At 65.0% G+C, this 23,753-nt stretch carries 29 protein-coding genes; 19 read left to right on the top strand and 10 right to left on the bottom strand.

Annotation, left to right across the window (positions count from 1 at the left end):
• A complete protein-coding gene (locus DFR72_RS36175; protein ID WP_090070866.1) occupies positions 1 to 543 on the bottom strand; it encodes an anti-sigma factor in 543 nt (180 codons plus the stop codon).
• Complete coding sequence (locus DFR72_RS36170) at positions 534 to 1,091, bottom strand: RNA polymerase sigma factor (RefSeq protein WP_090070864.1); 558 nt, start codon at positions 1,089 to 1,091, stop codon at positions 534 to 536. Before DFR72_RS36170 ends, DFR72_RS36175 begins: the two co-directional genes overlap by 10 nt.
• Positions 1,092 to 1,274: 183 nt before the next feature.
• On the opposite strand from DFR72_RS36170, the gene DFR72_RS36165 reads away from it, so the two are divergent.
• The gene (locus DFR72_RS36165; protein ID WP_090070862.1) at positions 1,275 to 1,481 is read left to right on the top strand and encodes a CsbD family protein; all 207 of its coding nucleotides are present in this window, start codon (positions 1,275 to 1,277) and stop codon (positions 1,479 to 1,481) included.
• Here the strand turns inward: DFR72_RS36165 and DFR72_RS36160 are convergent.
• The 6 genes from DFR72_RS36160 to DFR72_RS45160 form a co-directional block, all read right to left on the bottom strand.
• Positions 1,471 to 2,499, bottom strand: a complete 1,029-nt coding sequence (locus DFR72_RS36160; protein WP_090070860.1) for a saccharopine dehydrogenase family protein — start codon at positions 2,497 to 2,499, stop codon at positions 1,471 to 1,473. The two genes, DFR72_RS36165 and DFR72_RS36160, sit on opposite strands and share 11 nt — an antisense overlap.
• A 9-nt stretch (positions 2,500 to 2,508) precedes the next feature.
• Positions 2,509 to 2,802: a hypothetical protein gene (locus DFR72_RS36155; protein ID WP_090070858.1), complete on the bottom strand. Its 294-nt coding sequence runs from the start codon at positions 2,800 to 2,802 to the stop codon at positions 2,509 to 2,511.
• Positions 2,803 to 2,888: 86 nt separating this feature from the next.
• Entirely contained in the window at positions 2,889 to 3,374 is a 486-nt protein-coding gene (locus DFR72_RS36150; RefSeq protein WP_090070856.1) for a GNAT family N-acetyltransferase, read from the bottom strand.
• A 13-nt stretch (positions 3,375 to 3,387) separates the two neighbouring features.
• Positions 3,388 to 4,590: a cytochrome P450 gene (locus DFR72_RS36145; protein WP_090070854.1), complete on the bottom strand. Its 1,203-nt coding sequence runs from the start codon at positions 4,588 to 4,590 to the stop codon at positions 3,388 to 3,390.
• A gap of 48 nt (positions 4,591 to 4,638) precedes the next feature.
• Positions 4,639 to 5,001 (bottom strand): hypothetical protein, encoded by a 363-nt coding sequence (locus DFR72_RS36140; protein WP_090070852.1) that lies wholly within the window; start codon positions 4,999 to 5,001, stop codon positions 4,639 to 4,641.
• A 477-nt stretch (positions 5,002 to 5,478) separates the two neighbouring features.
• Positions 5,479 to 6,837, bottom strand: coding sequence for a PIN-like domain-containing protein (locus tag DFR72_RS45160; protein ID WP_143086922.1), 1,359 nt, complete (start codon positions 6,835 to 6,837; stop codon positions 5,479 to 5,481).
• 386 nt (positions 6,838 to 7,223) lie between these two features.
• Here DFR72_RS45160 and DFR72_RS36135 point away from each other — a divergent pair, with 386 nt between their 5' ends.
• The 8 genes from DFR72_RS36135 to DFR72_RS45150 all read left to right on the top strand — a co-directional run bounded on the left by DFR72_RS36135 (position 7,224) and on the right by DFR72_RS45150 (position 14,668).
• Complete coding sequence (locus DFR72_RS36135) at positions 7,224 to 8,957, top strand: pentapeptide repeat-containing protein (protein ID WP_143086921.1); 1,734 nt, start codon at positions 7,224 to 7,226, stop codon at positions 8,955 to 8,957.
• Positions 8,958 to 9,470: 513 nt separating this feature from the next.
• Positions 9,471 to 9,722: a hypothetical protein gene (locus DFR72_RS36130; RefSeq protein ID WP_090070848.1), complete on the top strand. Its 252-nt coding sequence runs from the start codon at positions 9,471 to 9,473 to the stop codon at positions 9,720 to 9,722.
• Positions 9,719 to 10,333, top strand: coding sequence for a sigma-70 family RNA polymerase sigma factor (locus DFR72_RS36125; protein WP_170176565.1), 615 nt, complete (start codon positions 9,719 to 9,721; stop codon positions 10,331 to 10,333). The genes DFR72_RS36130 and DFR72_RS36125 overlap by 4 nt, the downstream gene beginning before the upstream one ends.
• Positions 10,330 to 11,688: an ATP synthase subunit B family protein gene (locus DFR72_RS45155; protein WP_143086920.1), complete on the top strand. Its 1,359-nt coding sequence runs from the start codon at positions 10,330 to 10,332 to the stop codon at positions 11,686 to 11,688. Before DFR72_RS36125 ends, DFR72_RS45155 begins: the two co-directional genes overlap by 4 nt.
• Before the next feature lie 353 nt (positions 11,689 to 12,041).
• The gene (locus DFR72_RS36115) at positions 12,042 to 12,257 is read left to right on the top strand and encodes a hypothetical protein (protein WP_090070841.1); all 216 of its coding nucleotides are present in this window, start codon (positions 12,042 to 12,044) and stop codon (positions 12,255 to 12,257) included.
• Positions 12,258 to 13,378: 1,121 nt separating this feature from the next.
• Positions 13,379 to 13,702 carry a pentapeptide repeat-containing protein gene (locus tag DFR72_RS36110; RefSeq protein ID WP_090070839.1) on the top strand — a complete coding sequence of 108 codons (324 nt, stop codon included), beginning with the start codon at positions 13,379 to 13,381 and terminating at the stop codon, positions 13,700 to 13,702.
• Between the two features lie 101 nt (positions 13,703 to 13,803).
• The gene (locus tag DFR72_RS36105) at positions 13,804 to 14,124 is read left to right on the top strand and encodes a hypothetical protein (RefSeq protein ID WP_090070837.1); all 321 of its coding nucleotides are present in this window, start codon (positions 13,804 to 13,806) and stop codon (positions 14,122 to 14,124) included.
• A 100-nt stretch (positions 14,125 to 14,224) separates the two neighbouring features.
• Positions 14,225 to 14,668, top strand: a complete 444-nt coding sequence (locus tag DFR72_RS45150) for a hypothetical protein (protein ID WP_143086919.1) — start codon at positions 14,225 to 14,227, stop codon at positions 14,666 to 14,668.
• 90 nt (positions 14,669 to 14,758) lie between these two features.
• Here DFR72_RS45150 and DFR72_RS36100 read toward each other — a convergent pair whose 3' ends face one another.
• Both DFR72_RS36100 and DFR72_RS36095 read right to left on the bottom strand, forming a co-directional pair.
• Positions 14,759 to 15,688 (bottom strand): NAD(P)-dependent oxidoreductase, encoded by a 930-nt coding sequence (locus tag DFR72_RS36100; RefSeq protein WP_245983781.1) that lies wholly within the window; start codon positions 15,686 to 15,688, stop codon positions 14,759 to 14,761.
• 28 nt (positions 15,689 to 15,716) lie between these two features.
• The gene (locus tag DFR72_RS36095; RefSeq protein WP_090070835.1) at positions 15,717 to 16,565 is read right to left on the bottom strand and encodes a GntR family transcriptional regulator; all 849 of its coding nucleotides are present in this window, start codon (positions 16,563 to 16,565) and stop codon (positions 15,717 to 15,719) included.
• A gap of 574 nt (positions 16,566 to 17,139) precedes the next feature.
• Here DFR72_RS36095 and DFR72_RS36090 point away from each other — a divergent pair.
• The 10 genes from DFR72_RS36090 (at position 17,140) to DFR72_RS36055 (ending at position 23,741) form a co-directional block, all read left to right on the top strand.
• The gene (locus DFR72_RS36090) at positions 17,140 to 17,457 is read left to right on the top strand and encodes a hypothetical protein (RefSeq protein ID WP_090070833.1); all 318 of its coding nucleotides are present in this window, start codon (positions 17,140 to 17,142) and stop codon (positions 17,455 to 17,457) included.
• A gap of 290 nt (positions 17,458 to 17,747) precedes the next feature.
• The gene (locus DFR72_RS36085; RefSeq protein WP_143086918.1) at positions 17,748 to 18,170 is read left to right on the top strand and encodes a hypothetical protein; all 423 of its coding nucleotides are present in this window, start codon (positions 17,748 to 17,750) and stop codon (positions 18,168 to 18,170) included.
• Positions 18,167 to 18,358 carry a hypothetical protein gene (locus DFR72_RS36080; protein ID WP_143086917.1) on the top strand — a complete coding sequence of 64 codons (192 nt, stop codon included), beginning with the start codon at positions 18,167 to 18,169 and terminating at the stop codon, positions 18,356 to 18,358. Before DFR72_RS36085 ends, DFR72_RS36080 begins: the two co-directional genes overlap by 4 nt.
• A gap of 36 nt (positions 18,359 to 18,394) precedes the next feature.
• Entirely contained in the window at positions 18,395 to 18,532 is a 138-nt protein-coding gene (locus tag DFR72_RS45950) for a hypothetical protein (RefSeq protein ID WP_170176563.1), read from the top strand.
• 57 nt (positions 18,533 to 18,589) lie between these two features.
• Complete coding sequence (locus DFR72_RS45945) at positions 18,590 to 18,745, top strand: hypothetical protein (protein ID WP_170176562.1); 156 nt, start codon at positions 18,590 to 18,592, stop codon at positions 18,743 to 18,745.
• A 182-nt stretch (positions 18,746 to 18,927) separates the two neighbouring features.
• Entirely contained in the window at positions 18,928 to 19,683 is a 756-nt protein-coding gene (locus DFR72_RS36075) for an NUDIX domain-containing protein (protein WP_090070827.1), read from the top strand.
• Between the two features lie 116 nt (positions 19,684 to 19,799).
• Positions 19,800 to 20,060 (top strand): hypothetical protein, encoded by a 261-nt coding sequence (locus tag DFR72_RS36070; RefSeq protein ID WP_090070825.1) that lies wholly within the window; start codon positions 19,800 to 19,802, stop codon positions 20,058 to 20,060.
• Complete coding sequence (locus tag DFR72_RS36065) at positions 20,057 to 20,365, top strand: hypothetical protein (RefSeq protein ID WP_090070823.1); 309 nt, start codon at positions 20,057 to 20,059, stop codon at positions 20,363 to 20,365. Before DFR72_RS36070 ends, DFR72_RS36065 begins: the two co-directional genes overlap by 4 nt.
• Complete coding sequence (locus DFR72_RS36060) at positions 20,362 to 21,465, top strand: hypothetical protein (RefSeq protein ID WP_143086916.1); 1,104 nt, start codon at positions 20,362 to 20,364, stop codon at positions 21,463 to 21,465. The genes DFR72_RS36065 and DFR72_RS36060 overlap by 4 nt, the downstream gene beginning before the upstream one ends.
• Positions 21,462 to 23,741: a P-loop NTPase family protein gene (locus DFR72_RS36055; RefSeq protein ID WP_090070819.1), complete on the top strand. Its 2,280-nt coding sequence runs from the start codon at positions 21,462 to 21,464 to the stop codon at positions 23,739 to 23,741. The genes DFR72_RS36060 and DFR72_RS36055 overlap by 4 nt, the downstream gene beginning before the upstream one ends.
• Positions 23,742 to 23,753 lie beyond the last annotated feature (12 nt).

The raw sequence follows: 23,753 nt of genomic DNA, 5'->3' as shown, positions 1-23,753 counted from the left end.
TCATCCTTCGAGAACGTCGGCCACGACGAGGTCCAGGCGGGCGAGCCGCACACCGATCCGTGCGGAGGCCGCCGCCAGCACCCGGCGCCGCACCTCGTCGTACGCCTGGTGCGTGACGAGCTCCGCGGTGATCGCGATGGTCAGCTCGACCTCGATGACCGGGTCCGACACCGTCGACTCCGGCGCTTCCGTGACACGGCACGCGCGCGCTCGCACGCCGTCCACGCCGTCCGCCGCGTACCGCAGCACCGCCGCGACGGCGCGTGTGCTGATCCGGGCCAGGCCATCACCGGGCAGCGGCACGACGTCGGAACGCCGCGCATCGGCACGGACAGCGGACATCACACGGCTGACCAGGTCGAACGGTGGTTCGACCTCTTCGCGCACCAGCTCGTCGGTGGCCGCGCGCAACACCAGCAGGCTTTCCCTCACGGCCGCGCAGTGCGGGCATGAGCGCGTGTGCTCGTCCGAGAGGTCGATCGCCTCCCAGACTTCTTCGACGTCCCGCCCGCACGGCAGGACGTAGTCGGACGTCACCGCCACGGCGCCATCACCTCCGCGAGTTGTGCCCGTGCCCGCGCGAGCCTGCCGCGCACCGACTGCTGGGTCGTGCCGATCGCCTCGGCGATCTCGTCGTACGACCGGCCGTGGACCTCGCGCAGCACCCAGCACGCCCGCTGTTCCGGCGTGAGGCCGCGCAGTGCGGCATGCAGCGCGTCGAGCTGCGCGTTCACCTCCACCGCGCGTTCGGGCCGGGTGCGCGGTGCCGCCGACTCCTGCTCGTCGAGCTCGGTGTCGGCGTGCGGTTTGCGCTTGCGCAGCACGTTCAGGCACTGGTTGGTGGTGGTGCGGTAGAGCCAGCCGAGGAACGCACCGTCGTCGTTGAGCTGTCCGAGCCGCCTCCACGCGGTCAGGAACACGTCCTGCACCGCGTCCTCGGCGTCACCCCTGCTGCCCACGATGCGCAACGCCAGCCGGTACATCGGCCCCTGGTAACGCCGAACAAGCTGCTCATAGGCACGCATGTCACCGTCACGAGACCTCGCCACCAGCGTGGCATCGTCGAGTGCGGCTGCCTCGGCCACGCTCATGCACACCCCCGCCCACATTTGCTTCGTCACCTGAAGGACACGTTCGACCGCGGAATGTCACGCGGTTCAACGATTCCCCGCTCGTGAGCACGCTCACCTGTTTTTCACCCGACGGTGGCATGACGAAAGCGAAGCGACGGGTATCGAACTAGCGTCAGACGAACTCAAGCCCAGGAGGACGCGATGTCGCTGTCGGACAAGATCGGCAACAAGGCGGAGGAACTCGGCGGCAAGGCCAAGGAGACCGCGGGTGAGGTCACCGGCGACGAGCAGCTCGCAGGCGAGGGCCGCGCCGATCAGGCGAAGGCGGCCGTGAAGGACGGCGTGGAGAAGGTGAAGGACGCTGTCGGCGGAGTCGTCGACAGCGTCGCCAAGCACCTCAAGAAGTGAAGCGGACCTCACTCGCGACGACGCCGTCGAGCTCGCGCACGAAGCCGGCGCCGAACGCGCTGGACGGCGTGTGCGAGCCGGGCGTCACGCCGTCGATCTTCGCGACGGCGCGGAGCACGGAGTCCGCGGTGAGGCTGTAGGCGTTCGGGGTGGTGATCGCGCATTCGACCTTCGTCTGCGCGTCCCACGCCTCGCCGAACACCTCGGCCCTGGTGTTCGCGCGCTTGCGCTCGTCCGGGCCCTTGACCTTGCCGGCGACGGTCATCGCGACGTTCTGCACCAGCGATGTCCGCAGCACGGGCGCGAACAGCTGCTGCAGCTGACCGAGCATGCCCGGCACGGTGGTGAACGTGGTGATGTTCGGGATGCCGGTCGAGCGGTAGGCGGTGCTCACATCGCCCCACGGGATGCTGCCGACCTCGCGCGGCCCCGACCGGAAGTGCGCGGTGCGCCTGCGGTGGCCGATGCGGACGCTCCGCAGTTCGCCGTTCACCCGGATCCGCCCGCCCACCGCGGCGCCCTCGACGGACGTCTTGGTCGTGCCCGCGCTCGCTCCTCCTCCGACGACGAACGCGAGGTCGAGGTGCGTGGCGGACGGCAGGGCGTTCTTCAGGATCGCGGCGAGGCAGTCCGTGGGCACGACGTCGAACCCCGCACCGGGCAACAGCACGATGCCCGCCTTGCGCGCGTCGGCGTCCCTCAGCGCGACGGACTCGAAGACGTCGATCTCACCGGTGATGTCGAGGTAGTGGGTGCGGGTGTTCAGGCAGGCGTCGACCATCGCGCCGGACGTGCGCGAGAACGGTCCCGCGCAGTGCACGACGGCCTCGACGTCCTCGAGGTTCGCCCGTGCCCGGTCCAGGTCGAACGCACGGTGCTCGAGCCCCAGCGCGGCGGCGATCGGCTCGACCTTCTCGAGCGAGCGACCGGCGAGGATCGGCCGCTCCCCGCGCTGGACCGCGAGCTCGGCGATGAGACGTCCGGTGTAGCCGTTGGCGCCGTAGACCATCCACGTCATGCCGCGACCTTACCGGCGAGTAGCCCGTCGGGAACCGACCAAAGAGCCGATCAGCAGCACCGCGCCGAGCCCGGCCACCGGCACCCCCCACAGCAGCCGCCGCTGCCGCAGGTCGGCGCAGATGTCCACATAGGCCGGACCGGCCGCGGACACCGCCGGCTCCTCGAACCCGATGCCCAGGCCGTTGCCGCACGGGATCAGCGCACCGCTCGGCGCCTCGACGGCCAGCATCACGAGCAGGATCGCACCCCCGCCGAGCAAGAACGCGAGACCGACCACCACGGCGAACGTGCGCACTGACATGAGCAAAAGTTACGTCTCAAATGGACTTTGGGATAGCCCTGGTCAGACGCATTGGGGTTGATCCCCTAATCCCCCGCTGAACGCTCTCACACCCCCGGTTCCCACGATGCGGGCGAAAACGCGTACCGCTGCTCCACCCGGCCGTCACGCGGATGCGGCACAGGGTGGCCGACCTTGATCCACCCAAGGCGTTCGTAGAGCCGCACGCCCCGGACGTTGTCGACGTAGACCATCAACTCCGCCCTCTCGTATCCATTCTTGATCAACACTTCGGGCAACGCCCGCAGCAACGCCTCACCGACGCCCTTGCCCCACGCGTCGGGGTGCACGCCGACGTAGTTCACGAACGCGGTGTTCGTCTCTTGTGGACCCCCGGCGAGGAAACCCACCGCCCGGCCGCCTTCCCGGGCGAGCAGCAACAGCGAGGGCTCCTTCGCGAGAGCACTCTCCAGACCAGGCCGCGCCAGTGCGAGCGACGGAACCTCGTCGTAGCCGTCCCTCGCGGCGACCGCGTGCGCCCAGAGCAACGCGGCCGTGTCGACGTCTTCGGGTCCCCCTTGAACGATCTCCATGCGAGCCAGCCTGTCAGCGCATGAGCACGACCGGTAGCGATTTGAGGCTGGCCATGATGTCGTTGTGCGTCACCTCGGGCTGCTCGCCGCCCGCGTAGACGGTGCGTGGGAACCGGCTGGTCAGATGCCGCAGCACGGTCTCGGTCTCCAAGCGCGCGAGCGCCGACCCGAGGCAGAAGTGCGGGCCGTGCCCGAACGTCGCGTGGCCGGTCGTCTCCCGGTCCAGCCGGTACTCGTCAGCCTTCTCGTGCGCCTGCGGGCAACGCCCGGCGGCACCGAGGTTGATCAGCAGCAGCGTGTTCTCGGGGATCGTCACCCCACCGATCTCGACGGGCTCGGTGGCGATGCGATGCGTGGCGCTGCGGACGGGCGAGTTGTGGCGCAGCGTCTCCTCCACGAGCCGCGGCACCAGTTCGGGATCTTCAGCGGCCTTCCGCCACAGCCCGTTGTCCAACGCGTCGTGCGCAACGTTCGCGATGAGGCCCGCCGACGTCTCATGACCGGCGACCACGAGCAGGAACGCCATCGCCATCAGCTCGTCGTGGCTGAGGTGGTCACCATCGTCGTCGGCAGCCGTGGCCAGCACACCGAACAACGACCGCGAATCCAGCCCATTGCTCGTGAGCAGCCCGTGGAAGTAACCGCCCAGCTCGTCACTCGCCGGCTGCGACACCGCGGGTTCCATCGACATCATCGTCTCGATCAACGTGCGGACGCGCGCGCGATCTTCGGCCGGCAGCCCGAGCACCTCACCGATGACGTGCATGGGCATCGGCACGGCCAGCTCCTTGACGAGGTCGATCTCCTCGCCCTCGGCAAGCCCGGTGACCAGTTCCGCACTGATCTCCTCGATGCGAGGCGCGAGCTGCTGCACCGCCTTGCCGTTGAACGCCTTCACCGCGAGCGCCCTGAGCCGCGCGTGCTGCGGGTTGTCGCTGTTGAGCATGCTCGGCCCGAACAGCCCGGCAAGGTTCTCCTGCGCACTCCCGCGTTCGGCGAGCTGCCGCTTGATCTCGCGCTGCAGCTTCGCGCTGTCCTTGGAGAGCCGCTGGTCGGTGAGCAGCTGACGGGTGAGCTCAAGCCCGACCGTGACCACCTGCATCCTCACACCGTTGGGCAACGTCACGAGGTGCAGCGGACCTTCTTCGCGTGCGTCGTCCTCAATCCGATGGTGGTCACGTGCGCGCAAGTCGCCGCCGGTCAACAGGTTCGACATGGCCGGTCTCCGCCTCCGTTTGGATTCGACTAAGACCGTTCTACCGGGCTACTGCAGCGCGTCCAACGCCCTGATCGTCTCGACGGAGGGCAACCGAGGCGGCTCGGCGGCAATGGCCTTCCGCCCGAGCACCCACTCCGGCAGGTGGTGCCGGAGCGCGGCCCGGCCCTGCGCGGTGATGTCGACGGGCGCGGCCATCCCGTGGTCCACGCGCTGTTCCCAGGTGATCCAGTCGCGGAGCCGCATGATCTCCAGGTCGTCCGCGTCCCACTGCTTGGCGGGCCGGTGCTCCAGGTACCAGCTCGTGGCGCCGCGGTGCACGCCTCCCTGTTCCACCAGCGCGAGCAGCTTGACCTGCTCCTGCGTGACCGTGGTGGTGTCGGGCTTGGCGGCCTTGGACTTGCGTCTCACAGGTGGCGTCCTTCGGAGCTGGCGGGTCCAAACGTCCCCGACGAACTCGAACAAGGTACGGCACGACCATTTCGGATGCCACGCAACTGCTGACGTGTCCGGCGCCCGGCCGGACGAACGCGGTGGTGGGCCGTTCACACCACGTGACCACCGCTGGGGGTCCGGGGGCGAAGCCCGCCGGGCGGGGTCTGGGGGTTGCACCCCCAGAAAGCACTGAGGCGACGTGGTCTGCGCTGTCCGCAGACACACGTCGCCCGAGACGAATGGGCGCGACAGGGTTCGAACCTGCGACCGCTCGGGTGTAAATCAGGTGGTTCACTTGCTCTACGTGCACATCTGTCGAACGACACCGTCCTGTTATGACCACAGAACACCAGGTCAGTTCACAGCCGTTCAGACCCGTTGATGTCGAGCGCTGATGTCAGCAGCCATCCGACTGCGGCCACACTCGTCACAACCATTCCCTCGACCGAACAGCTAGAAGGGGAAGGCCAGACCTGCCGATGACGCACCCGCAGTTCCCAACCACACACGGTCCCGCCAAACAGATATGAGATTATTAGCCGCCGTCAATTTTTGGACCCGAACACCGGGATCTGAGCTAAAAACTAGAACGACTCTGTAATCTTCATCCGCAGCCTGTAGGAATTCTGACAGCTCACCGACCATCCATCTATCAAATAGCTGATCCGAGAAATATTTCGGAACAAAGGAAATTCGGAAACTTCTTCCCAGGCTCGGCTTCGACGCTCGCAAATCAAAAGGGCCGCCGGGAGGCATCGCATGCACCTCAAAGCCCATACTCCTCAGAAAGATCGCATAATCATACTCAAGGCGTGAGTCAAACTCATTTTGCACATAGATTTCCTGAGCAGGAAAAGCGATATCCATTGATCGGCTGACACTGACTGTCGCCACATCTGTAAGCGACTCCGGCTGAACCGGCACGCTGTAGATTGCCCGCACCTTTTCGAGAAACTCCTGAGGCACCAACATGCGCAACTTCTTTTCTGTGCGAAGCAACGCCTCTTCATATAGCTCGACACGCGGCCCTTTGGGGCGCTTCTTTTCGTCTGTGCGCCACCAGTCAGGTTTAACGTCGCCCGTCACAATTAAGATGTCGCGAGAGATCTCCTTAGCCCGCAAGAGAATCTGCTCCCAAACGAGGTAGTCGCCAACCTGTCGATCACCCGGCTTCTTGAAGTCTTCATAACCAGGCGGAATGTTTGCCGCGACTCTTCTCTGCCCCTCCTTTAGAGCCTTTGCATGAGCTTCCGCTGACAGCGGCGAACCGACGCGCCCGCGCAGAAGTATATCTAGCTCCGCAAGCACGGGGTCTGCGGTGATGTCCACCACGACAGCATGGTCTACGTCGCGAAGTTTTTGCATTTTTTCAGCCACATTTTCGACCGCGCTTTTGAGCACAGTCTCCAATCTCTCTTTTTGCGCACCGGAGAGAGAGACTCGATTTGCCCAGGTGTTGAGCGCCGTGATTTGGTTCTCGTAAGCCTTCCAGAACGCCGTCGTCGCCTGAGTGGTAGCCCTATCGAAATCAGCTATCGCAGATTCACGATTCCGCCAAAACTCGACCGCTACCTGTTGTGGAACCCAGATCTGATTGCGCACTGCTTGCATGACCGAAAAGAAGTCAGCCCTGGCTTGAGGCGTATATCGATACAAATTCAGAAGGGCATTGGTATCGAAAACGATGAGGCCGGTGTCGAGGAGTTCTGAGTATTCACTGGTTTGGACCATCTCGTACGCAGCGAACCCGTCACGAAGACCACGTAGCGGCGAACCTTCTTCGACATTCTGCACAACGGCCTCATCACTCATTCGCCGATCCTACGGCTAGTGCAGATATACCTTCGACGATCCGTCATGGACGTCGGCTCTAGCAGCCTGATATCAAACTTGCTCTACGGCGTTCAGGGATGCACGGTCGAACACATGGTCGATCCGAGCGGACGTAGGTGTCGTAGCTGTGGGCACACCTGCGATCTGCTTGAAATCGCCTGGGTTGATCTCTGCTGAGTGTCTCCTGGACGTCACTTCCCTGTCTGCGTCGGGACGCCTCACCGCATCGCGTAGGCCCGTCCGGCTGCCGATCGCGGCGGCGGTAACACAGTGCATGTGTTCACGATGCCGTGTGCGTGACGACTGCTACGACATCGCCCTCTCCTGATCGCCCTGCTGGACGGGTGGCCAGTATCCGAGGGGCGGTGACCGGACGACGTGGACTGGGGGTGCTGGCCTGGCTGCTGGCCGCTGCGGGCCTGGGTATGGCGGTGTGGATGGCGAGATCCTGGCCCTGGTGGTCTGCGGTGTGGGTGTGGCTGAGCCGGTGGTGGATGGTGCCAATCTCGGTACTGCTGCTGGTCGCCGCGGCAGTGCTCGGAGTACTGCGGTCTCGTCACCCGGTCTCGCCACCCCGCCCGATAGCTGAGCCGGGGACGGAGGTGATGCCGGCGTTGACACCGCGGGCGATCCTGCTCGGCGCGCTCGTACTGCTGGGCTTGGGTGTCACCGCGGCGGTGCTGCTGCTGGTCAACTTCTCCGGTACCGAGCCACGCGACCGGTTGGACGCGATCCGGACCGCGGCCACGCTGCTGGTGGGCACCGGCGGCGGCGCCGCGCTGCTGCTGGCCGCCCGCCGTCAACGCGCGGCCGAGCTGTCCCTGGCCGTGCAGCACAAGGCCGCTGCAGACACCGCGCACGACGCGGCGGCGCGACGGATCACCGAGCTATATCTGAAGGCGGTCGAGCAGTTGGGCTCGGACAAGGCCGCAGTCCGCCACGGCGGCCTGTACGCACTGGAACGCGTCGCCCAGGACAACCCCGACCAGCGTCAGACCGTGATCAACGTGATCTGCGCCTACCTACGCAGCCCCTACACCCCGCCCTCTGAGCGGCCTGCCGCCAGCCGGACCGGACTGTCCGCGGCCACACGCCGCAGCAGCGAGTCCGACCGCGTCGCTGCTCGCACTACGGCCGTGCGCCATATCGGCCTCAGACCACCCACACCGACTGTCGCGTCCGAACAGTTGCGGCAGGAACGCGAGGTCCGGCTCACCGCGCAACGCATCCTCACCGCCCATCTATGCCTCGGCCCCGACAGCACCACTGGCCAGCCGTCCAATTCCCGCTACTGGGCTGAGGACTACGACCTCGACCTCACCGGTGCCACTCTCATCGATTTCCACGCCGCCGGCCTCATGGTGCGACAAGCGACCTTCACCGAAGTGCACTTTTCCGGTGACGCGCGGTTCAGCGGGGCGGCGTTCACAGGTGACGCGCGGTTCAGCAGGGCAACGTTCACCGGCCGCGCGTGGTTCAGCGGGGCGACGTTTACACGCCGCGCGTGGTTCGACGACGCGACGTTCACCAGCCGCGCGTGGTTCAGCAGGGCGACGTTCACCGGCGACGCGCGGTTCAACACGGCGACGTTCACCGGCGACGCGTGGTTCAACACGGCGATGTTCACAGGCGCCGCGCTGTTCGACGGAGCTAGGTTCGCCGACACGTGGTTCAGCAGGGCGACGTTCACTGGCTCCGCACGGTTCAGCAGCGCGACGTTCACACGCCACGCGTGGTTCAACGACGCGACGTTCACCGGCCGCGCGTGGTTCAGCGGAGCGACCTTCACCGGCGGCGCGCGGTTCAAAAGGGCAACGTTCACCGGCGGCGCTTGGTTTGACGAGGCGACGTTCACCGGCGACGCGTGGTTCGTCGAGGCGACCTTCGCCAGCAGCGTAGTGATGGCGGGAGCTGAGGCTGCATCCACCCAGTCATCCGTGTGGCCGACAGGATGGACGGTTGACGATCATCACCAGGGACATGCGGTACCTCGTGATGCACCTGACATGCTGCGGCTGGTGCCCGTACCGGCGGTGCTGGTTGGACCCGAACCGAGCAACGGGTGTGGGAGTGATCGTGGCGGCAGCCGGCCGAAGTGAACACTCGTAGTGTCTTCCCATACTCAGTGGCCGTTCGGCGGTGCTATGTCAACTGCGTTCCGCCGCCGGTGACTGGCCATGCCCTCGCCTGTGTTGATCTGGCCGAGTCGGCCGTTTTCTCGGTCTCCCACAGGCTTGCGCCTTCCACGCTTTCGAGGTCTGCGAGTGACTCACCGCCCAAGACCACCAGTGAGGTTTTGCCTGTTCACCGATACCACGCGGTCCCCTGTACACGCCTCCGAGCACCGGCGAATGCCACCGGGACTGCAACCGCGCGACTCTGAACGCCGTGCCCCGAAGCCCAGCAGAGCTGTGCGATCTACTCTGTGATTACCGGGGGCAGTCGTTCACCGAGTTCAACACGGCCTGGCGCTACGGTCGCATCCCGAACATCAACACCTTCAGGACCTATCGTGAGCCACGTCACACGACTGTGACTGGTCTTGTCCTTTCAACTTCGGCGGCCACGTCTACGCACAGAGTGAAGCCCCCCGACTTGCAAGGAGCAGCGCCGTGACGTTGGACCCGTTCTCCCTCGGTCTCGAAGACGAAGTCACCGCCGCGCCGCGGCGGCTGCTCAACCTCGCCGAGACCGCCTTGCTCGCGCGCAGGGATGTTCGGCTCACCGCCGAAAGAGGCAGGACCATGGCTGAGCTTGCCGAAACTCTGTCCACCCAGGACCGTTCTGCGACGGTCATCGCGCGTGAGGCGAACGGCACTGAATGGACCCTCAGCGTCGGGACTGTGGAGGCCGCGCAGCCGTGACCACCCATCCCGACGAGCTTCCCGCTCAGAATCGCGGGGAGCTCCAACCTGAGGACTCACATGCTGATGTCCTCGCGTCCAATGCGGCAGTGCTGCGTTGGTTTACGAGTCGCGTCGCCAATCGAGAAATAGCCTGGGACCTCACTCAGGCAAACTGGGAGGCGTACCAGGTATGGCGCGCGAAGAACCCCTGCACACCCGTAGATAGCCTGACGGGATTCCTCCTTAATCTCGCGGAGTGGACCCGCAAAGACTACTACAAAAGGGCTTACAAGACCCTTAAGAGAGAAGCTCAGGCAGGCGGCCCCAAAGACATGGTCGCGCTGGAGGACATGAAACTGCTGTTGGCCGCCGACCTTCCTTCTTCGCTCGCCTCTGTCGTGCACAGCATCGACCTTGGACTTGCGCTCGCGCGCTTGAAGGAGCGAGACGAAGATAAGCATCGAGCACTGATGATGCGCTACATCGACCAAATGAACACAAAAGAAATTGGAAACGTACTGGGAGTCACCCCCCAGCGCATAAGCCAGATGGTCGGCGACGCAATACAGCTCCTTAAGGGTTCTCGGCACCTGGCTAACTACGGAGTCTCCAAGGGAGGGCATCAGTGAACCGCGACCAGCACGACCGCGACCAAATCGATATGGCGAAAATCGCGGCGATGGTCGACGAGACCAAAAAACGACTTCCGGCGCTCACTCCCGAGGAAAGTGCCCGACTTCTAGAAATCGCCGAATCCGCCACAAAGAACCGCACACTCAATATCGAGCGAGAACTAGACGAAACACGATACCTGAACCTCTCGTTCCTGGGAGTAGACGGCGATTCTTCTGATGTCGATTCGGCGCTTTCCGAAAACATGATGGAAGTAGCACGAGTCGCCGCCGAAGAAATCGTAGCCGAAGCCAAGGCGCGAGCAGCCATACTTATCGCTGACGCGCAAGACCAGGTACATCAAGCGAAACTGAATGCCCAGGTGAAGCTACGCAGGGCTCAAGAAGATGCCGATGCAATCCGCATCGACGCACGGACTCTTCATTTCTCGGCCGAGACAGAGCTGCACCACGCGCGACAAATCCGACTTGCCGCCGAACTTGAGGTCGAGCAAATGCGCGAACAGACCGCGCAAGAGCTGATGCAGCAGCGTGAGCGAACGGCGCGCTACGCAGCTCGAACTTTGCAGCTAGCCGAGGAGATCAAAGAAGCTGCTGAAATTGAGGCGCAAGCCAGGGCAGCCACCAGGGTCGAGACGCTGGAGCGCACCAGCTTTGGTCAATCTGGGCCGGTCGTCCAGTACCCATCCCAACACACAAAGATGGACTTCCTTCCAGTAGCCGCACTCCCCTCACTCGATTTTCCCGAGAGCCTAGAATACAGTTGGCTTCAAGCTCCCACCAGCGAAGATCCAGACGGTTTCAGCGAGTACCGTGAATTCGATTTCGAGCGGTTCCAGTTTAAGCATGAGTTCACCCTCGTCGTTTGCACCGAACAACACCTTGATCTCCGCTCCCCGAAAACGCTCACACAGGCCGGAGATTTCGTAGCGGTACCAAGTCAGCCAGCAAGGAAGACTGCGCGGATAACACAGTTCGAGCTTTGCACCACGACATTGGCAAGGATAATCAAGAACCTGGGAAGCTCCGCTTCTCAATGGCGCCCCATCGGTCAGCATCTATCGCCAGAGGCCGTGTCTGCCCTTATAGAGAACGAGCTTTCTCCAAGGGCACACTCTGCCGCCATTGCCCACCTAGAACTATGCGAATCGTGCGCAGACGAGGTTGCCACACGTCAATTTCTCGCAGATCTACACAGCGCCAAAAATGTCGCTCTCTTGTCGCACTTTGAGCAAAGAATCCTTCACACAGACTTCGTCGTTGCGCGGTCACTTAATGCAATACCACCTGCCGTAGTCGATGTCATCCAAAGCGCAGATACTGAGCCCGGAGTTTCAATCTCCACCGGCTGAATTACTGACCGTGACCTGCGGGCTGCGCCACCGCCATGACGCAGCCCGCAGGTCTATGACAAGCGCATCGACCGCGGAGAGCTTCGTCGCTCGGGACGCGCTGCATAAGCGGATGCCAGATGAAGACGAACCGCCGTTCTAGCCCAGAACTGCCGCACACTGAGGCTATCGCCGAAAGTGAACGAGTACGCCAGCGTCCCTCCCCCGCTTTCAAGGAGCTGGCATAACCGTTCAGGCATGTTCGCCGACGTTCTTCGTGCTGGTCACAGGCTTCTCGAGTCAGCGGCCAGACGGTTATGAACGACCATGTATGAGACTGCCCTTGAGACTGCTAAGTCCATCGTGGACGGTTGATGGACGACGAGGGCGCCCAGCTTGGCTGGGTGTGGACGAACGGGGTCGACGCCGCAGGCTGGCAGCCGGACGACCCGCGCCCGACCTCGGCGCGCGCCGGCGCGTTCGTGTGGCGCGTGCTCCAGGCCGCTCGCGGCCGCGGTGATCGCGCTGAGGTCGTGCTCGATCCGAGGTGGCACGCGCCGCTTTACGTGCTCGGTGAGGTCATGGACTGAGCGTTGCTCTCAGCCTGGCACCCGGTCGGTGTAATTAGTGCGATGATGCGATGACGCAAGCCTGTGACCTGCGGTTTCTTTGCGGGCGGGCTTGCGTATCGGTCCTCATATGTACATAACCGGTGTACAGTCATTCCGGCTGAGTGCGGCGCGGCGCTGGACGCGCCGCACCGCACTCAGGAACGGGATCAGGTACCGGAGAGCCAGGTAAGGAACTCGATACCGATCCTCAGCAATCCGACGGCGCGGGCTAGGTGGGCAATCACGGTGGAGCCTCTACTCCACCATGATCGAGCCACCGGCCTGCGTCTCGGACCCTTCTCGCGACGCACTGAGCGCCGCCTCTCGTTGCGACGCTTTGAGCGTCGCTTCCGTGGCGCGGTCACGCTTGCTCCCTTCTGTTTCACCAGAAGGGCAGACGACATGTCTGCCCTGCAGGAAGCAGACATGCGAGTCACGAGCTGACCGTCCTCGGTGCGGATCGACCGACGCCGACCCACTTCGAGAAGCATAGGGCGGGGGTCTGACAGTTTTGCGCGGCGTTGTCAGGCCTCTGACCTGCACAGATACATGCTCACCGTGACGTTTCCGCAGGTAGAGGGCACACGCGGCGAGAGACAGGTGAATCTCAGGCTCACATTAAGACAAGTGCCTTGACCTGCGATTTCATGGTTCCAAATCACTCAATTGAAATGTGTTCAGTCGACTCTCATAAGGGTGTACTGCGACAGCTTCGATACGACGAAGGGCCCCGTCAACCGACGGGGCCCTTCGTCGTGAGAACGGCTAGGGGGCTGGTTCGCGTGAACGTCAGCCGAGCAGCTTGTCCAGCTCCGCCTGGTACTTGGGCCGCTCGGCCTCAGGCGTTCGTGCCGCCGCGTAGTACAGGACGACAAGCCCGTTCCGGTGCGCGTTCTCCTTCGCCGTGTCCGCGTACTTCTCCGCGGCTGCTTCGTCCTTGAACGACAGAACGGTGATCGCGTCCGTCGTGATCTGCTGCTCGCACCCGGCGAGCTGCAGTTGGCATTCGTTACGCGCCCGCCGCCGATCGTGGCTGCGGTAACACAGTGGGTGAGTTCACGATGCCGTGTGCGTGACGACTACCGCTGCTTCGCCCTCCAATGAACGCCCTCACCGGCGACGTCGATTTCATCAGGGCAAAGTTCATCGGCGACACTTGGTTCGGCGAGGCGACGTTCACTGGCTACGCGTGGTTCGGCAAGGCGACCTTCACCGGCGACGCGGTGATGGCGGGAGCTACGGCTGCGCCCACCCAGTCGTGTATGTGGCCGACAGGATGGACGGTTGACGATCGCCCCCAGGGAACTGCGGTACGTGGTGATGCACCGAGCACGCTGCCGCTGGTGCCAGTACCGGTGGTGCTGGTTGGAGCAGAAGTGAGCGACGGGTTGCAGAGTGGGCATGGAGGCAGCCGACCGGGGTAAGTACTCGTCGTGTCTCTTCACGCTCGTTCACAACGTGGACCGCCACTGCGACCGCTCGAGTGTAAATACGCGTTCGGCGTCCATGCCCGGCCGAGACGGGGTTGCCGTTCAACCTCGGCGCGGCTGAGGTGCGCGACGACCTGCGCAACACCTTGTCGACGTGGGTCCGCGAACTGTGGGAGACGCACGGGCCGCGCCGTGCGGTACCGACCGGGGAGACCGGCCCGGACGGCGAGCCGCTAGTCGACGGCGTTCTCGACGACCTCGACCTCGTGCCGGACATGGCCGCCTGGCTGCGCCGACATCCCTCGTGGATCGAGTACCACCCCGCTGGCGGTGAGCTGGTCGACGAGGTCGGCGACACCGTCGAGCGCGTGCGCGATCCGGCACTCTTTCCCCTCAGGGGTAACGATCTGCGTTGATTTCCGACTCCCTCTGCAGGGAGGTGGTGGAGTGCAATCAATCGGATATTGGGAAGCATGGAGCCTCTGGTGGTCCGGCCAAAAATTGGATAATGCCAGCATGGCCGGAATTTCCATGCTCTGGTGGGCCAGAACAGGAAAGCTACTCCAATTCATAGGCGGCCTCGTTGTCGTCCTTGACTTGATCGGACCGCAAAGGATCGGGCATATCACTCGCCAAACTTCCCGAAAGTCACGAATGATCGCAGCAGCCCTGAAGCCGTCTAAGATGAATCTCGCATTCACACTGCTAGGAATAGCCCTCACGGTCACCCTTTACGTCTACGCAACCATCACCCCTTTGCCTAGATCAAAGACCGATCTCTACCTATTTCTAGCTCTCTCGGGGGCAATTTTCATAGCAGGCTTCCTACTTCGATTTGCCGATAAACTTTCGAGACCCATAATCAAGCTGCTTGAAGCAAACAGTGCGACCCATCAATTAAGATGGACCGCCTTCGCTGTAATCTGTGCTGGCTTTCACTTGGACTTGTTAACTTCCTGAACAGAGCAGCACGAGGGTCGCTTCCCAACGGGGGTGCCGATGCCTTGGATGCCGCCCCTGAACGCTGACTCTGCCGGATATCTTGCGGAGCTACAGGTAAGCCGCATTCGTTGGGGTACCGCCTTCGAGGAAGGTGGCGATCTGTCCGGCCGCAACCTCGTAGCAGAGCCGATTGGTGCCAGGAACTGTACGAGCAGCGTGAGGACTGATGACCGCACCCGTGCAGCGCCATAGCGGGTGATCGGACGGCAGTGGTTCAGGGTCGGTCACATCGAGGGCGGCCCGAAGACGTCCCGTTTGAAGCTCGCCGACCAGTGCGCTGGTATCCACAATCTGGCCGCGGCCAGCATTGACCAAAAGAGCGCCGTCATCCATCGCAGCAAGGAATTGAGCGCTCACAATACCCAATGTGCTGTCGGTCAATGGTGCTGTCACGACAACGATTGCATGACCGGGTACGAGTTCGAGCAGGTCCGCCGGACCATAGACGCCGTCCCGCGCCTGACTTGCAACCAGAGTCGAAACAGTGCCGAATGCCTCCAGCTTTCGGGCGACCGCAGAACCAATGCTTCCTGCCCCCAGAATGAGCACTCGTTTGCCGGAGAGGGTGTCAGCGTGGAAACGACGATGTGCCCACGTTTGCTCATCTTGGAAGCGCACGAGGGCAGGCCACTGGCGGTACTGAGTAAGAATCGCTGACAAAACCCATTCGGAAACCGGCCCTGCATGTGCCCCGCGTGCGCTCGCAACCACTACGTGTTCTGGGACATGCGGGCGCCACTCGTCTACGCCCGCCGAGAGAAGCTGGACCATCCGCAAGCTCGGCAGTTCCCCGATGAGCGCGAGTGGTCGATGACTTCCGCGATAGGGCGGCATAAGCAGTTCTGCCTCGCGCTGCGAATCTTCGATCCGAAGATTATTTGGATCGTACTCTGAAAGCATCAAGCCGGGAACGGCCTTCAGATACTCGTATCCGTCCCTGTCGTCAGGTTCGTTGCTGACCAGGATCGTTGCAGGCATCCTAGATTCCGTTCTTTCGAGAGTTGGTTCAGGTCGGCTGAGTAATGCGATAGATCAAGTCGCGTGCTTGGGCTTGCAACGGCGCGCCGGATGCGCTGTTATTGATGACTTCATGCTGCACCGGTGGACGAAAATCAACGTCGATGACGTTCAGGTAAGCCGACCAGTCTTCAAGCTTCGACATGTCACGCGCTGCGCCTCGATGGCGGATGTAGGTATTCATTGTATCTGCATCACAGTGGACCCACACTACCGTCACTGTTGCGTTCAGGTCGGCGCAACTGGCTGCGATCCTGTTTAGCCAAGCCGTGTCTTTGAACTCTTTTATGAACGGAGCGGTCACGATCGCGCTGTTGCCGCACTGCACATTCTCGGTCATTGCGTTGACCAATGCTTCGTACTCACGCGGACGCACCTTGGCGAGATAGGATTCCGATTCACGATCGTTCGGAGAAGACCCCAAGAGCTCAAGCGCAGCCTCAACCACAGGGCGAGTGAGCGTGTCTTTGTCGAGCATCGGCCAACCAGTTTCCCGCGCCAAGATGCGCCCAAGTTCGGTCTTCCCGCTTCCGGCGTATCCGCCGATCAGGAGGACATGGGGCGTGGCCGTCCGCATCTCGTGATGTTCCGCCTGGTCGGGGGCATGAACGATCCGACCCGACCGTGACTTGGCGACCACAACTCCGTCCTTGACGAGGTCCTGCATTGCCTCGTTGATCGTGAACACGCTTACGCCCCACTCCTCAGCCAGCTCACGCGTTGAGCGCAGCGCTTGACCGTGACGCAGCACGCCGGCGTCGATCTGGTTGCGGATGTTGCGCACCACCTGCTGCCGCAACGACTCCTTGCGCACGGCTCGTGGGTTCTCGCCCGCCATCGGACCTCCGTCCATCGACAACAACGGGCAGCCTATCAGGGACCTAACAGATGCCTGTTCAGTGTTTTCGCAGGTAGATGCCCAGTTTCCGGCAAGTTTTACCTATCTGTTGACCAGGTCACATATCAACTGTTAGCTTCTGTCTTGTCGCCACAGCGACCTGAATCACAGGTCACCGGCGACGCAGCTACACGGACTCGGCACCAGGACCGGACTTCACGTCGGACACCGCCGTCGCAGGTCTTGCTCTTTGAGAACTGAACAGGGTCAGCAAAACCCGCACCCCTGGCAGCACGTCGGGCCTCACGGCTTGGCGCAAGCCCGCAATGACCCGCGCAGCTTCTGCGCGGTGAGCGACGTGAGGCATTGGACGCCAATGCCAGGAGATCCACGGCCGAGGCTGACCCCTTGAGACAGAGCACTCAAGCCCGTTCTTGTGTGCCGGTTCCTCATCGTTCGCGACTTGTCCGGCCGGTGAGGCTCCGGGACCCAACGGTCTTCAGCCCCTGCGGAGACGTTTGTTTCCGCAGGTCGGCGCTTCCCTTTGTCGTTTGCAAAAGTAAAGGATTCTTCGATGTCTGAAGTCAAGAGCACCGTGTCCCCGCTCGCCGCGTACCGCCTGGCTGAAGAACAGGCGTGCGGTGGCTACCTGAAGGCCCGTAAGGCGATGGTCCGTCTTGCGGCACAGGTCGCCTCGATCGCTCAGTTGGTCAGGGAGCACCCGAGCCGCGCCGACTACCGCGCCGTGCTGGGTCAGTTGGTGGGCAGGCAGCTCGACGCCGAGCAGCGCACTCGCCTGGCCTACCAGCGATGGCAGCGGGCGCAGGTCCGGGCTGATGCGTTCTGGGCCGCGTCGAACAAGGCCGGGGCGCCCGTGCTGGTCGCTGCGTGATGGCGTTCATCAGCAAGCTCATCGAGGTTCGAGACCAGGTCAAGCGGGCCGTGGACACCTTCCTGGCGTGCGGCTGGTGCCACGCGGTCGAACGTGACTGCGTCTGCGGGAAGGCCGATGGCCAACCACCGGCGATGACGTCGTGACCGCGGCGGCGATGACGTTCGCGGCGCTGTGGCCGTGGGCGGAGCCACACACCGTCCCCGAGTCACGAGCGGTCGCGCGATGACAACAGCCGCGGCTGCCGCTCATGGCTCACCTGTTCGTCTGACCTTTCAGGAGTGCTGATCATGACGACTTTCGTTCAACTGCACGGTCACCGCGTCAACCAGGTGCCGGGCGGTGTCCGCGTCGGCAACATGCTGGTCACCGTTGTGCTGGGCAACGGTTCCTCGGTGCAGTTTCCGCTGCCGTTCCTGCCCATCGGCGGAGACCTGATCATCGTTCCGGCAGTGCACGCCGTAGGTGAGACCGGCGTCCACATCGACGTCAGCCGGTGGACGCCTGCCTACCTCGATGGCGAGCGGTGGGCGGCGCTGGCGATCTCAACCACGGATCAAGCGCTGGCAGTGCGGTTGTGCCAGGCCTTCCACTCCGCACCTGAGGTGTCCTGGACCAGCCCCAAGGACGAAGTCGCCGCGTGGCTCAACGCCTGGTGCCAGGCCAACACCGACACCGACACCGGCACGCCGGAAGGGGCGGTGACGTCATGAGCGTGTCGTTCGTGCGAGCCCTGCCCGACACCGTGCGCGACTGCCCGTCCGGCTGCGACCTGCCGACCGTGCAGGTCGATCCGGGGTTCGGTGATCCGGTCTGGGTACACGCCGGCACCTACCAGTACCAGTGCCCCGCGCCTCCTAGCGGCGCCCGTCCCATCCCCGACTCCCACGACAAGCACTGACCAGCGAAGTTCGCTACATCAACGAAGGGACCTGACATGGGTAAGCGAGTCGAGATCGTCGGCGCGTCCTGCGAGTGCTGCGGCAAGACCGGTGTCGTGCTCAACAAGCAGAAGGACCAGAGCCTGCTGTGCTCCGGCTGCGAGAACTGGGCTCGTGAGAACGGGGAGCTCTGACCTTGCAGCCAAGAAGTGCTGAAACACCAACCGATCCAGCCTGAGGAGAGATCAGCTATGGCGCTCACGGAGAAGAAGTGCTCGGTCTGCGGGAAGTTCAGCTGGGACAGCGACTTCGGCGCCTACCGCGAGGAACACGAGAACCCGAGGACCGGCAAGACGGAGAAGTGCGACACCAACGGCGGCACGTACGTCGATGGTGTTCGGCAGTAGCCCAGGTAGCTCCACTCACGCCCTGGCCCGGCGGCTCGAACCGCCAAGCACGCACCGCCGGACCAGGTTCACCACCTCACACGGTCCGCTAGGACCGAGCGCAGGCCCGCACAGTGTTCCGCACACACGTGCACGCGGGCAAAGGCGCACCCCCTTCACTCGACCCGAAAGGGCTCTTTGCCATGCCCAAGAACAAGCACACGCCCGCAGGTATCCCGGTCCCCGAGGACCTGCGGCCGTGGTCCGCGCCGTGGCCCTACTACACGCCCGTGGACATCACCCCGCCCGAGCTGACCCGCAAGGGCCTGCCCGCCAGCGTCGCCGAGGGCTGGGCGGAGCCGCACGTCACCCCCGAGGACGTGCCGAACTGGCCGGCGCGTGCGGCGATGGCGTTGGTGCCGTTCACGTTCGACGCCTACCACTGGCCGCTCAACCCGACCGGGCGCACCGGCAAGACCGGCCGCAACCTCGGCAAGTGGGGCGAGAACTGTGCCGCCGACCCGATCGTCGTGGCCGGTGACCTCGACCGCGACGGTGAGCGGTGGGTGCTGCTGATCCAGCGCAGCGACACCGGCCAGTGGGCCATCCCCGGCGGCATGGTCGATCCCGGCGAGACCGCCCCGGCCGCGTTGGTGCGGGAGCTGCTCGAGGAGACCGGCGTGGACCTGGCCGGCCACACCCCGACGATCGTCTACGCGGGCTACGTCGATGACCCGCGCAACTCCGATCACGCCTGGGTCTGCACCACCGCCGCCCTGTACCAGCTGGACCACACCGTGCTCGCGGTCGGCGCGGATGACGCCCTGGCCGCCGCCTGGTTCCCCTTCGCCGACCTGGGCGCGCTCGCCGATGGCCTGGACAAGGTCGGCGGGCGTCTCTACGGCGCGCACCTGCCGCTGCTCACCGCGGCCGTGCGGCGCCTCAACGACTGCTGCTGACCTCGGCACCCCGGCGTTCTTCCCGTCAGGCGGGTGGCTCGAACCGCCCTGGCCATAGCGCCCCGCCCGCCTGGCGGTGCCCACCACCTCACCTCGCGAGACAGGACCCATGTGCCATGCCCTCGACCACCTCCGCTACCACGGCGGCACCCGAACCGGCGATCTGTGACCTGCTGGCCACCTGGCAGGACAGCGCCCCACCGATGAACGCCACCAACGCCGTTGTCGCCGACTGGTTCGCCCTGTCGGTGCGGCTGCTCACCCCGATCACCAGCAACCCCGCTCACCCGCAGCACGCCGAGGCGTGCGCGCTGGCCCAGGAGAACTCCCACGACGCCCTGGCCCTGCGCGAGGCCGGAACGGCAGGTGAGCGATGAACACCCTGATGTTGTTGGCACTGCTGGGCTCCGGCCTCGCGCTGATGGTCGTGGTGCTGCTGTGGAAGCTGCTCATGCTCACCGGGGGCATCGCCTCGATGCAGTGGGCGATGGTGACCGGTTTCGCAGACAACCCGGCGGTGCAGGCCGTCGCCTACGCGCTGCCCGCGTTGCTCGCGGCATGCGCGCTGATGTACCTGCCGGGCAAGGCCGGCCTTTCCTCGCGGACGCACCTGCGCCGCGCATCCACCTCGTTCAACCCGCGCCGCCGTGCGCGCCACATCCGTTGGGAGGCAATGGCATGAGCGACTGGGCCGAGACTCGCCGCGCTGATCGCGTGGCCGCCGCCGAGCAGGCACGCGAGAACCAGCGCATGGTGTTCGAGCAGCGCCGCGCCGACAAGGCCGCCGACGCGCAGCTGCGCCGTGAGGCCGCCGACAAGGCCCGTGCCGACCGTGCCGCCACGCTCGACAAGGTGACCGGCTGGACGCGCGCTCACGTGCTGGACCTGATGTTCCTGCCGGTGATCCTGGTCCCGGCGGTGCTGGCGTGGAAGGCGATGGCCGACTACGGCCACACCATCTTCGGCGGCCCCGGCGTGCTGCTGCCCCTGTTCAGCGAGGGCGCGATGTGGGTGTTCGCGTTCGCCGTCGCGATCGCCGCCCGCGCCAACCGGCCCACCGGGTGGCTCAAGGCCGGTACGTGGGTGTTCGCCGCTGTCGCCGCCGCGCTCAACTTCACCCACGGCCTCGATGTCGAGAACGGCGGTGTCGGGCACGGCGTGGTCATGGCGCTGGTGTCGGTCGGCGGTGTCGTGGTCCACCAGCTGGTGCACGCCAACCCCCTGCGCACCCGCCGCACCCCGGCGGAGCGTGCCGCGCTGAAGGTCGAGCGCGACGCACACCGCCGGTTGCAGCGCGTACGCCGCGCCGCTGTCCGCCAGGCCGCCGCGCAGGTCGCCGCCGATGGCACCGCGACCCTGCTCTACCGGCCCGGCACATTCACCCTGCGCGGCCGGTTCGGCCGCCTGCGGCTGGCCCCGGCGACCGTTCCCGGTCTTCCCGTCGACGCCCCCGGCGACGAGCTGCGCGAGGGCCTGGCCGACGAGGTCACCGCCTACCTCGCCGCCCTGCCCGCCCCGGCCGCGCCGATCAGCGCGACGACCGCGCACCCCACCGGTAATGCGGAAACGCCGCTCGCCGAAGTGCCCGCGGAGCTGGCGGACAAGGTCGGCAAGTACGTCGCGCGGGTGCGCCGCGCGATCGACGAGAACAAGCTTCCCGACCGCCCGAGTCAGACCGAGGTGCGCAAGTTCCTGCGCATCCGCAGCAACGACGCCGCGGTGGTCTACCGCGTGCTCAACCACGGCCCCGACGACGACGGCCGCCAGGAGGTGAAGGCATGACCACGCCCGACAACACACAGACCGACCCCGACGAGAACGGCGCGCGGGTGTACGACCTGTCCGCGCACCGTGGCGTGCCCGCGCTGCCCGCCGGGCCGAACCGGTTCACCGTGCGCGGCGACCTCACCGTGGACGACGCGCTTGAGGGTGAGGTACTCACCCCCGAGCAGTCCGCCGAGGTCGATCAGCGGCTGGCCGAACAGGCACGGGCCAAAGCCGGTGCTGCCTATGGCGCGGTCGCCCGCGTGGTGCGCACCGGAGTCACCCACGAGCGCACCCGCAGCGCCGGACGCGTGGTCGTGCGCAACGCCGGATACACCCTCGTGGGATCGCGGGCACGCCGCGCGGAACGCCGTGCCCGCCGCAAGCACCTCGACCTGGAACAGGCCATCAAGACGTTGCGGCTCAACGCCAAGGGCGCCGAGGACTTCACTGTCCTAGCTGGACTGGAAGCGGCGTTGGAGACTCGCCGCAACGGTGCCGCGGAGCGTGGCCGTGAACGGCGCATCGAGATCCTGCGCTGGTCCGGTGGCGTCATCGTCGTACTCGCGTCCGGTCACGTGGTCCTGCTCGGTATCGCCGCTGTGCAGGCGGTGATCGGCGCGGGGTCGCTGACGGATCGGTGGCACGGCATCGTCGACTTCTGGTCCACGGTGGTCGAGGCCTCTCCGGTCGGCGGCTACTGGTGGGCCTGGGCTGTTGCCGGCGTCGGCACCTGGGCCGTGCGTTCGAACCTGGCCGGGCGTGCGCTGGGCACCCTGCCCGTGTGGGCCGCGCCTGCCGAGACCGTGCCCGCCGATGGCCGCAACGTCGTGCCCGATGAGGGCGCGGTACTGGCCGCGCTGCGCAACCTGGGAGGCCTGCCGCTGTTGCGTGAGGCGTTCAAGAAGGGTTGGGGCACAACGGTTACACCGACATGGATCGATGTCCCGCACCGTGACGGCAAGGGCTGGCGGATGCGCCTGGTGCTTCCCGCAGGTGTGCCGGTGGAGGAGATCGTTCGGCGCAAGACCGTGTTCGCGCACAACCTCGTGCGCCTGCCGGTCGAGGTCTGGCCGTCCGAACCCAAGGACAAGCCCGGTGTGCTCGACCTGTGGGTGGCCGATCAGGGCGCGCTGTCCGGGCCGGTCGAGCCGTGGCCGCTGCGCCACGAGGGCACCACGGACTTCTTCAAGGGCGTGCCGGGCGGCTTCAACATCCGCGGTGAGCTGGTCACCGCCCGGTTGTTCGAGGTCAACTACGCCGTGGCCGGGATGATGGGCTCCGGCAAGTCCACGTTCGTCATCTCGCTGGTAGCCGGGGCGATCCTGGACCCGCTGGTCGATGTCGACGTGTTCGTGCTGGCGGAGAACGCCGACTACGACCCGTTCGAGCCCCGGTTGCGCACCCTGAAGACCGGTGCCAGTCCGGAGACGGTCAAGGCCTGCCTGGAGAACCTCAAAGCCCTGTACATGAGCCTGGAAGAGCGCGGGAAGCTGCTCAAGGCCAACGGTGAGCGGGCGCTGACCCGCAAGCTCGCGGAGAAGTACCCGCAGATGAGGCCCCGCGTGGTGGTCGTGGACGAGTGCCAGGCGCTGTTCATGGACGCCGAGTACGGCGAAGAGGCCGCCAACGTTGCGGTGCTGCTGCAGAACGCGGCCCGCAAGTACGGAATCGTGCTGGTCTGGGCCACGCCCGAGGGTTCCACCGCGGCGTTGCCGCGCAAGCTCATGGCCGTGACCGCGATCAAGCTGTGCTTCGCGATCGGTGACCAGCAGTCCAACGACGCCGTACTGGGCACCGGCTCGTACAAGGCCGGCATCTCCGCTGTGTCGCTCGAACCCAAGACCGCCGAAGGTCCCGGCGACATCGGCACGGCCATGACCCGCGGGCTGATGGCCCGGCCCGGCCTCGTGCGCAGCTGCTACCTGCGCAAATCCGAAGACGTGGACGAGGTCACCCCGGTCGTCGAACGCGCCCTGGCCCTGCGGGAAGCCGCGGGCCTCACCGAGACGCTGGCCGATGCGGCGCCGGTCGTGGTGGACACGCTGGCCGACATCGCCCGCGTGCTCGCCCCGGCCAAGCGGATGCGCACCACCGAGGTGTTGCAACGGCTGGCCACGCTCAACCCGAGCTACTACACCGGCTGGTCGCTCGAGGACCTCAGCGGCTACCTCACCCCGCTGGGCGCCGCCCCGTACAAGACCGGCGGCTACATGCAGGTCGGCGCCGACCGCATCACCGAGGCCATCACCGAGCGCGACAACACGGGCGATGGCGACGAGGACGGCGAGTGAGGGAGGCGGCGG

Origin of the sequence: Lentzea flaviverrucosa (assembly GCF_003350445.1) — a bacterium.
Lineage (GTDB): Bacteria > Actinomycetota > Actinomycetes > Mycobacteriales > Pseudonocardiaceae > Lentzea > Lentzea californiensis.
This window is presented reverse-complemented; position numbering and strand designations above follow the sequence as displayed.

What these genes read in the sequence shown, in the direction of transcription:
- DFR72_RS36170 (WP_090070864.1), bottom strand. Translation starts at nt 1,091, where the DNA reads ATGAGCGTGGCCGAGGCAGCCGCACTCGACGATGCCACGCTGGTGGCG.
- DFR72_RS36165 (WP_090070862.1), top strand. Translation starts at nt 1,275, where the DNA reads ATGTCGCTGTCGGACAAGATCGGCAACAAGGCGGAGGAACTCGGCGGC.
- DFR72_RS36160 (WP_090070860.1), bottom strand. Translation starts at nt 2,499, where the DNA reads ATGACGTGGATGGTCTACGGCGCCAACGGCTACACCGGACGTCTCATC.
- DFR72_RS36155 (WP_090070858.1), bottom strand. Translation starts at nt 2,802, where the DNA reads ATGTCAGTGCGCACGTTCGCCGTGGTGGTCGGTCTCGCGTTCTTGCTC.
- DFR72_RS36150 (WP_090070856.1), bottom strand. Translation starts at nt 3,374, where the DNA reads ATGGAGATCGTTCAAGGGGGACCCGAAGACGTCGACACGGCCGCGTTG.
- DFR72_RS36145 (WP_090070854.1), bottom strand. Translation starts at nt 4,590, where the DNA reads ATGTCGAACCTGTTGACCGGCGGCGACTTGCGCGCACGTGACCACCAT.
- DFR72_RS45160 (WP_143086922.1), bottom strand. Translation starts at nt 6,837, where the DNA reads ATGAGTGATGAGGCCGTTGTGCAGAATGTCGAAGAAGGTTCGCCGCTA.
- DFR72_RS36115 (WP_090070841.1), top strand. Translation starts at nt 12,042, where the DNA reads ATGGACGACGAGGGCGCCCAGCTTGGCTGGGTGTGGACGAACGGGGTC.
- DFR72_RS36110 (WP_090070839.1), top strand. Translation starts at nt 13,379, where the DNA reads ATGAACGCCCTCACCGGCGACGTCGATTTCATCAGGGCAAAGTTCATC.
- DFR72_RS45150 (WP_143086919.1), top strand. Translation starts at nt 14,225, where the DNA reads ATGGCCGGAATTTCCATGCTCTGGTGGGCCAGAACAGGAAAGCTACTC.
- DFR72_RS36100 (WP_245983781.1), bottom strand. Translation starts at nt 15,688, where the DNA reads ATGCCTGCAACGATCCTGGTCAGCAACGAACCTGACGACAGGGACGGA.
- DFR72_RS36095 (WP_090070835.1), bottom strand. Translation starts at nt 16,565, where the DNA reads ATGGCGGGCGAGAACCCACGAGCCGTGCGCAAGGAGTCGTTGCGGCAG.
- DFR72_RS36090 (WP_090070833.1), top strand. Translation starts at nt 17,140, where the DNA reads ATGTCTGAAGTCAAGAGCACCGTGTCCCCGCTCGCCGCGTACCGCCTG.
- DFR72_RS36085 (WP_143086918.1), top strand. Translation starts at nt 17,748, where the DNA reads ATGACGACTTTCGTTCAACTGCACGGTCACCGCGTCAACCAGGTGCCG.
- DFR72_RS36080 (WP_143086917.1), top strand. Translation starts at nt 18,167, where the DNA reads ATGAGCGTGTCGTTCGTGCGAGCCCTGCCCGACACCGTGCGCGACTGC.
- DFR72_RS45950 (WP_170176563.1), top strand. Translation starts at nt 18,395, where the DNA reads ATGGGTAAGCGAGTCGAGATCGTCGGCGCGTCCTGCGAGTGCTGCGGC.
- DFR72_RS45945 (WP_170176562.1), top strand. Translation starts at nt 18,590, where the DNA reads ATGGCGCTCACGGAGAAGAAGTGCTCGGTCTGCGGGAAGTTCAGCTGG.
- DFR72_RS36075 (WP_090070827.1), top strand. Translation starts at nt 18,928, where the DNA reads ATGCCCAAGAACAAGCACACGCCCGCAGGTATCCCGGTCCCCGAGGAC.
- DFR72_RS36070 (WP_090070825.1), top strand. Translation starts at nt 19,800, where the DNA reads ATGCCCTCGACCACCTCCGCTACCACGGCGGCACCCGAACCGGCGATC.
- DFR72_RS36065 (WP_090070823.1), top strand. Translation starts at nt 20,057, where the DNA reads ATGAACACCCTGATGTTGTTGGCACTGCTGGGCTCCGGCCTCGCGCTG.
- DFR72_RS36060 (WP_143086916.1), top strand. Translation starts at nt 20,362, where the DNA reads ATGAGCGACTGGGCCGAGACTCGCCGCGCTGATCGCGTGGCCGCCGCC.
- DFR72_RS36055 (WP_090070819.1), top strand. Translation starts at nt 21,462, where the DNA reads ATGACCACGCCCGACAACACACAGACCGACCCCGACGAGAACGGCGCG.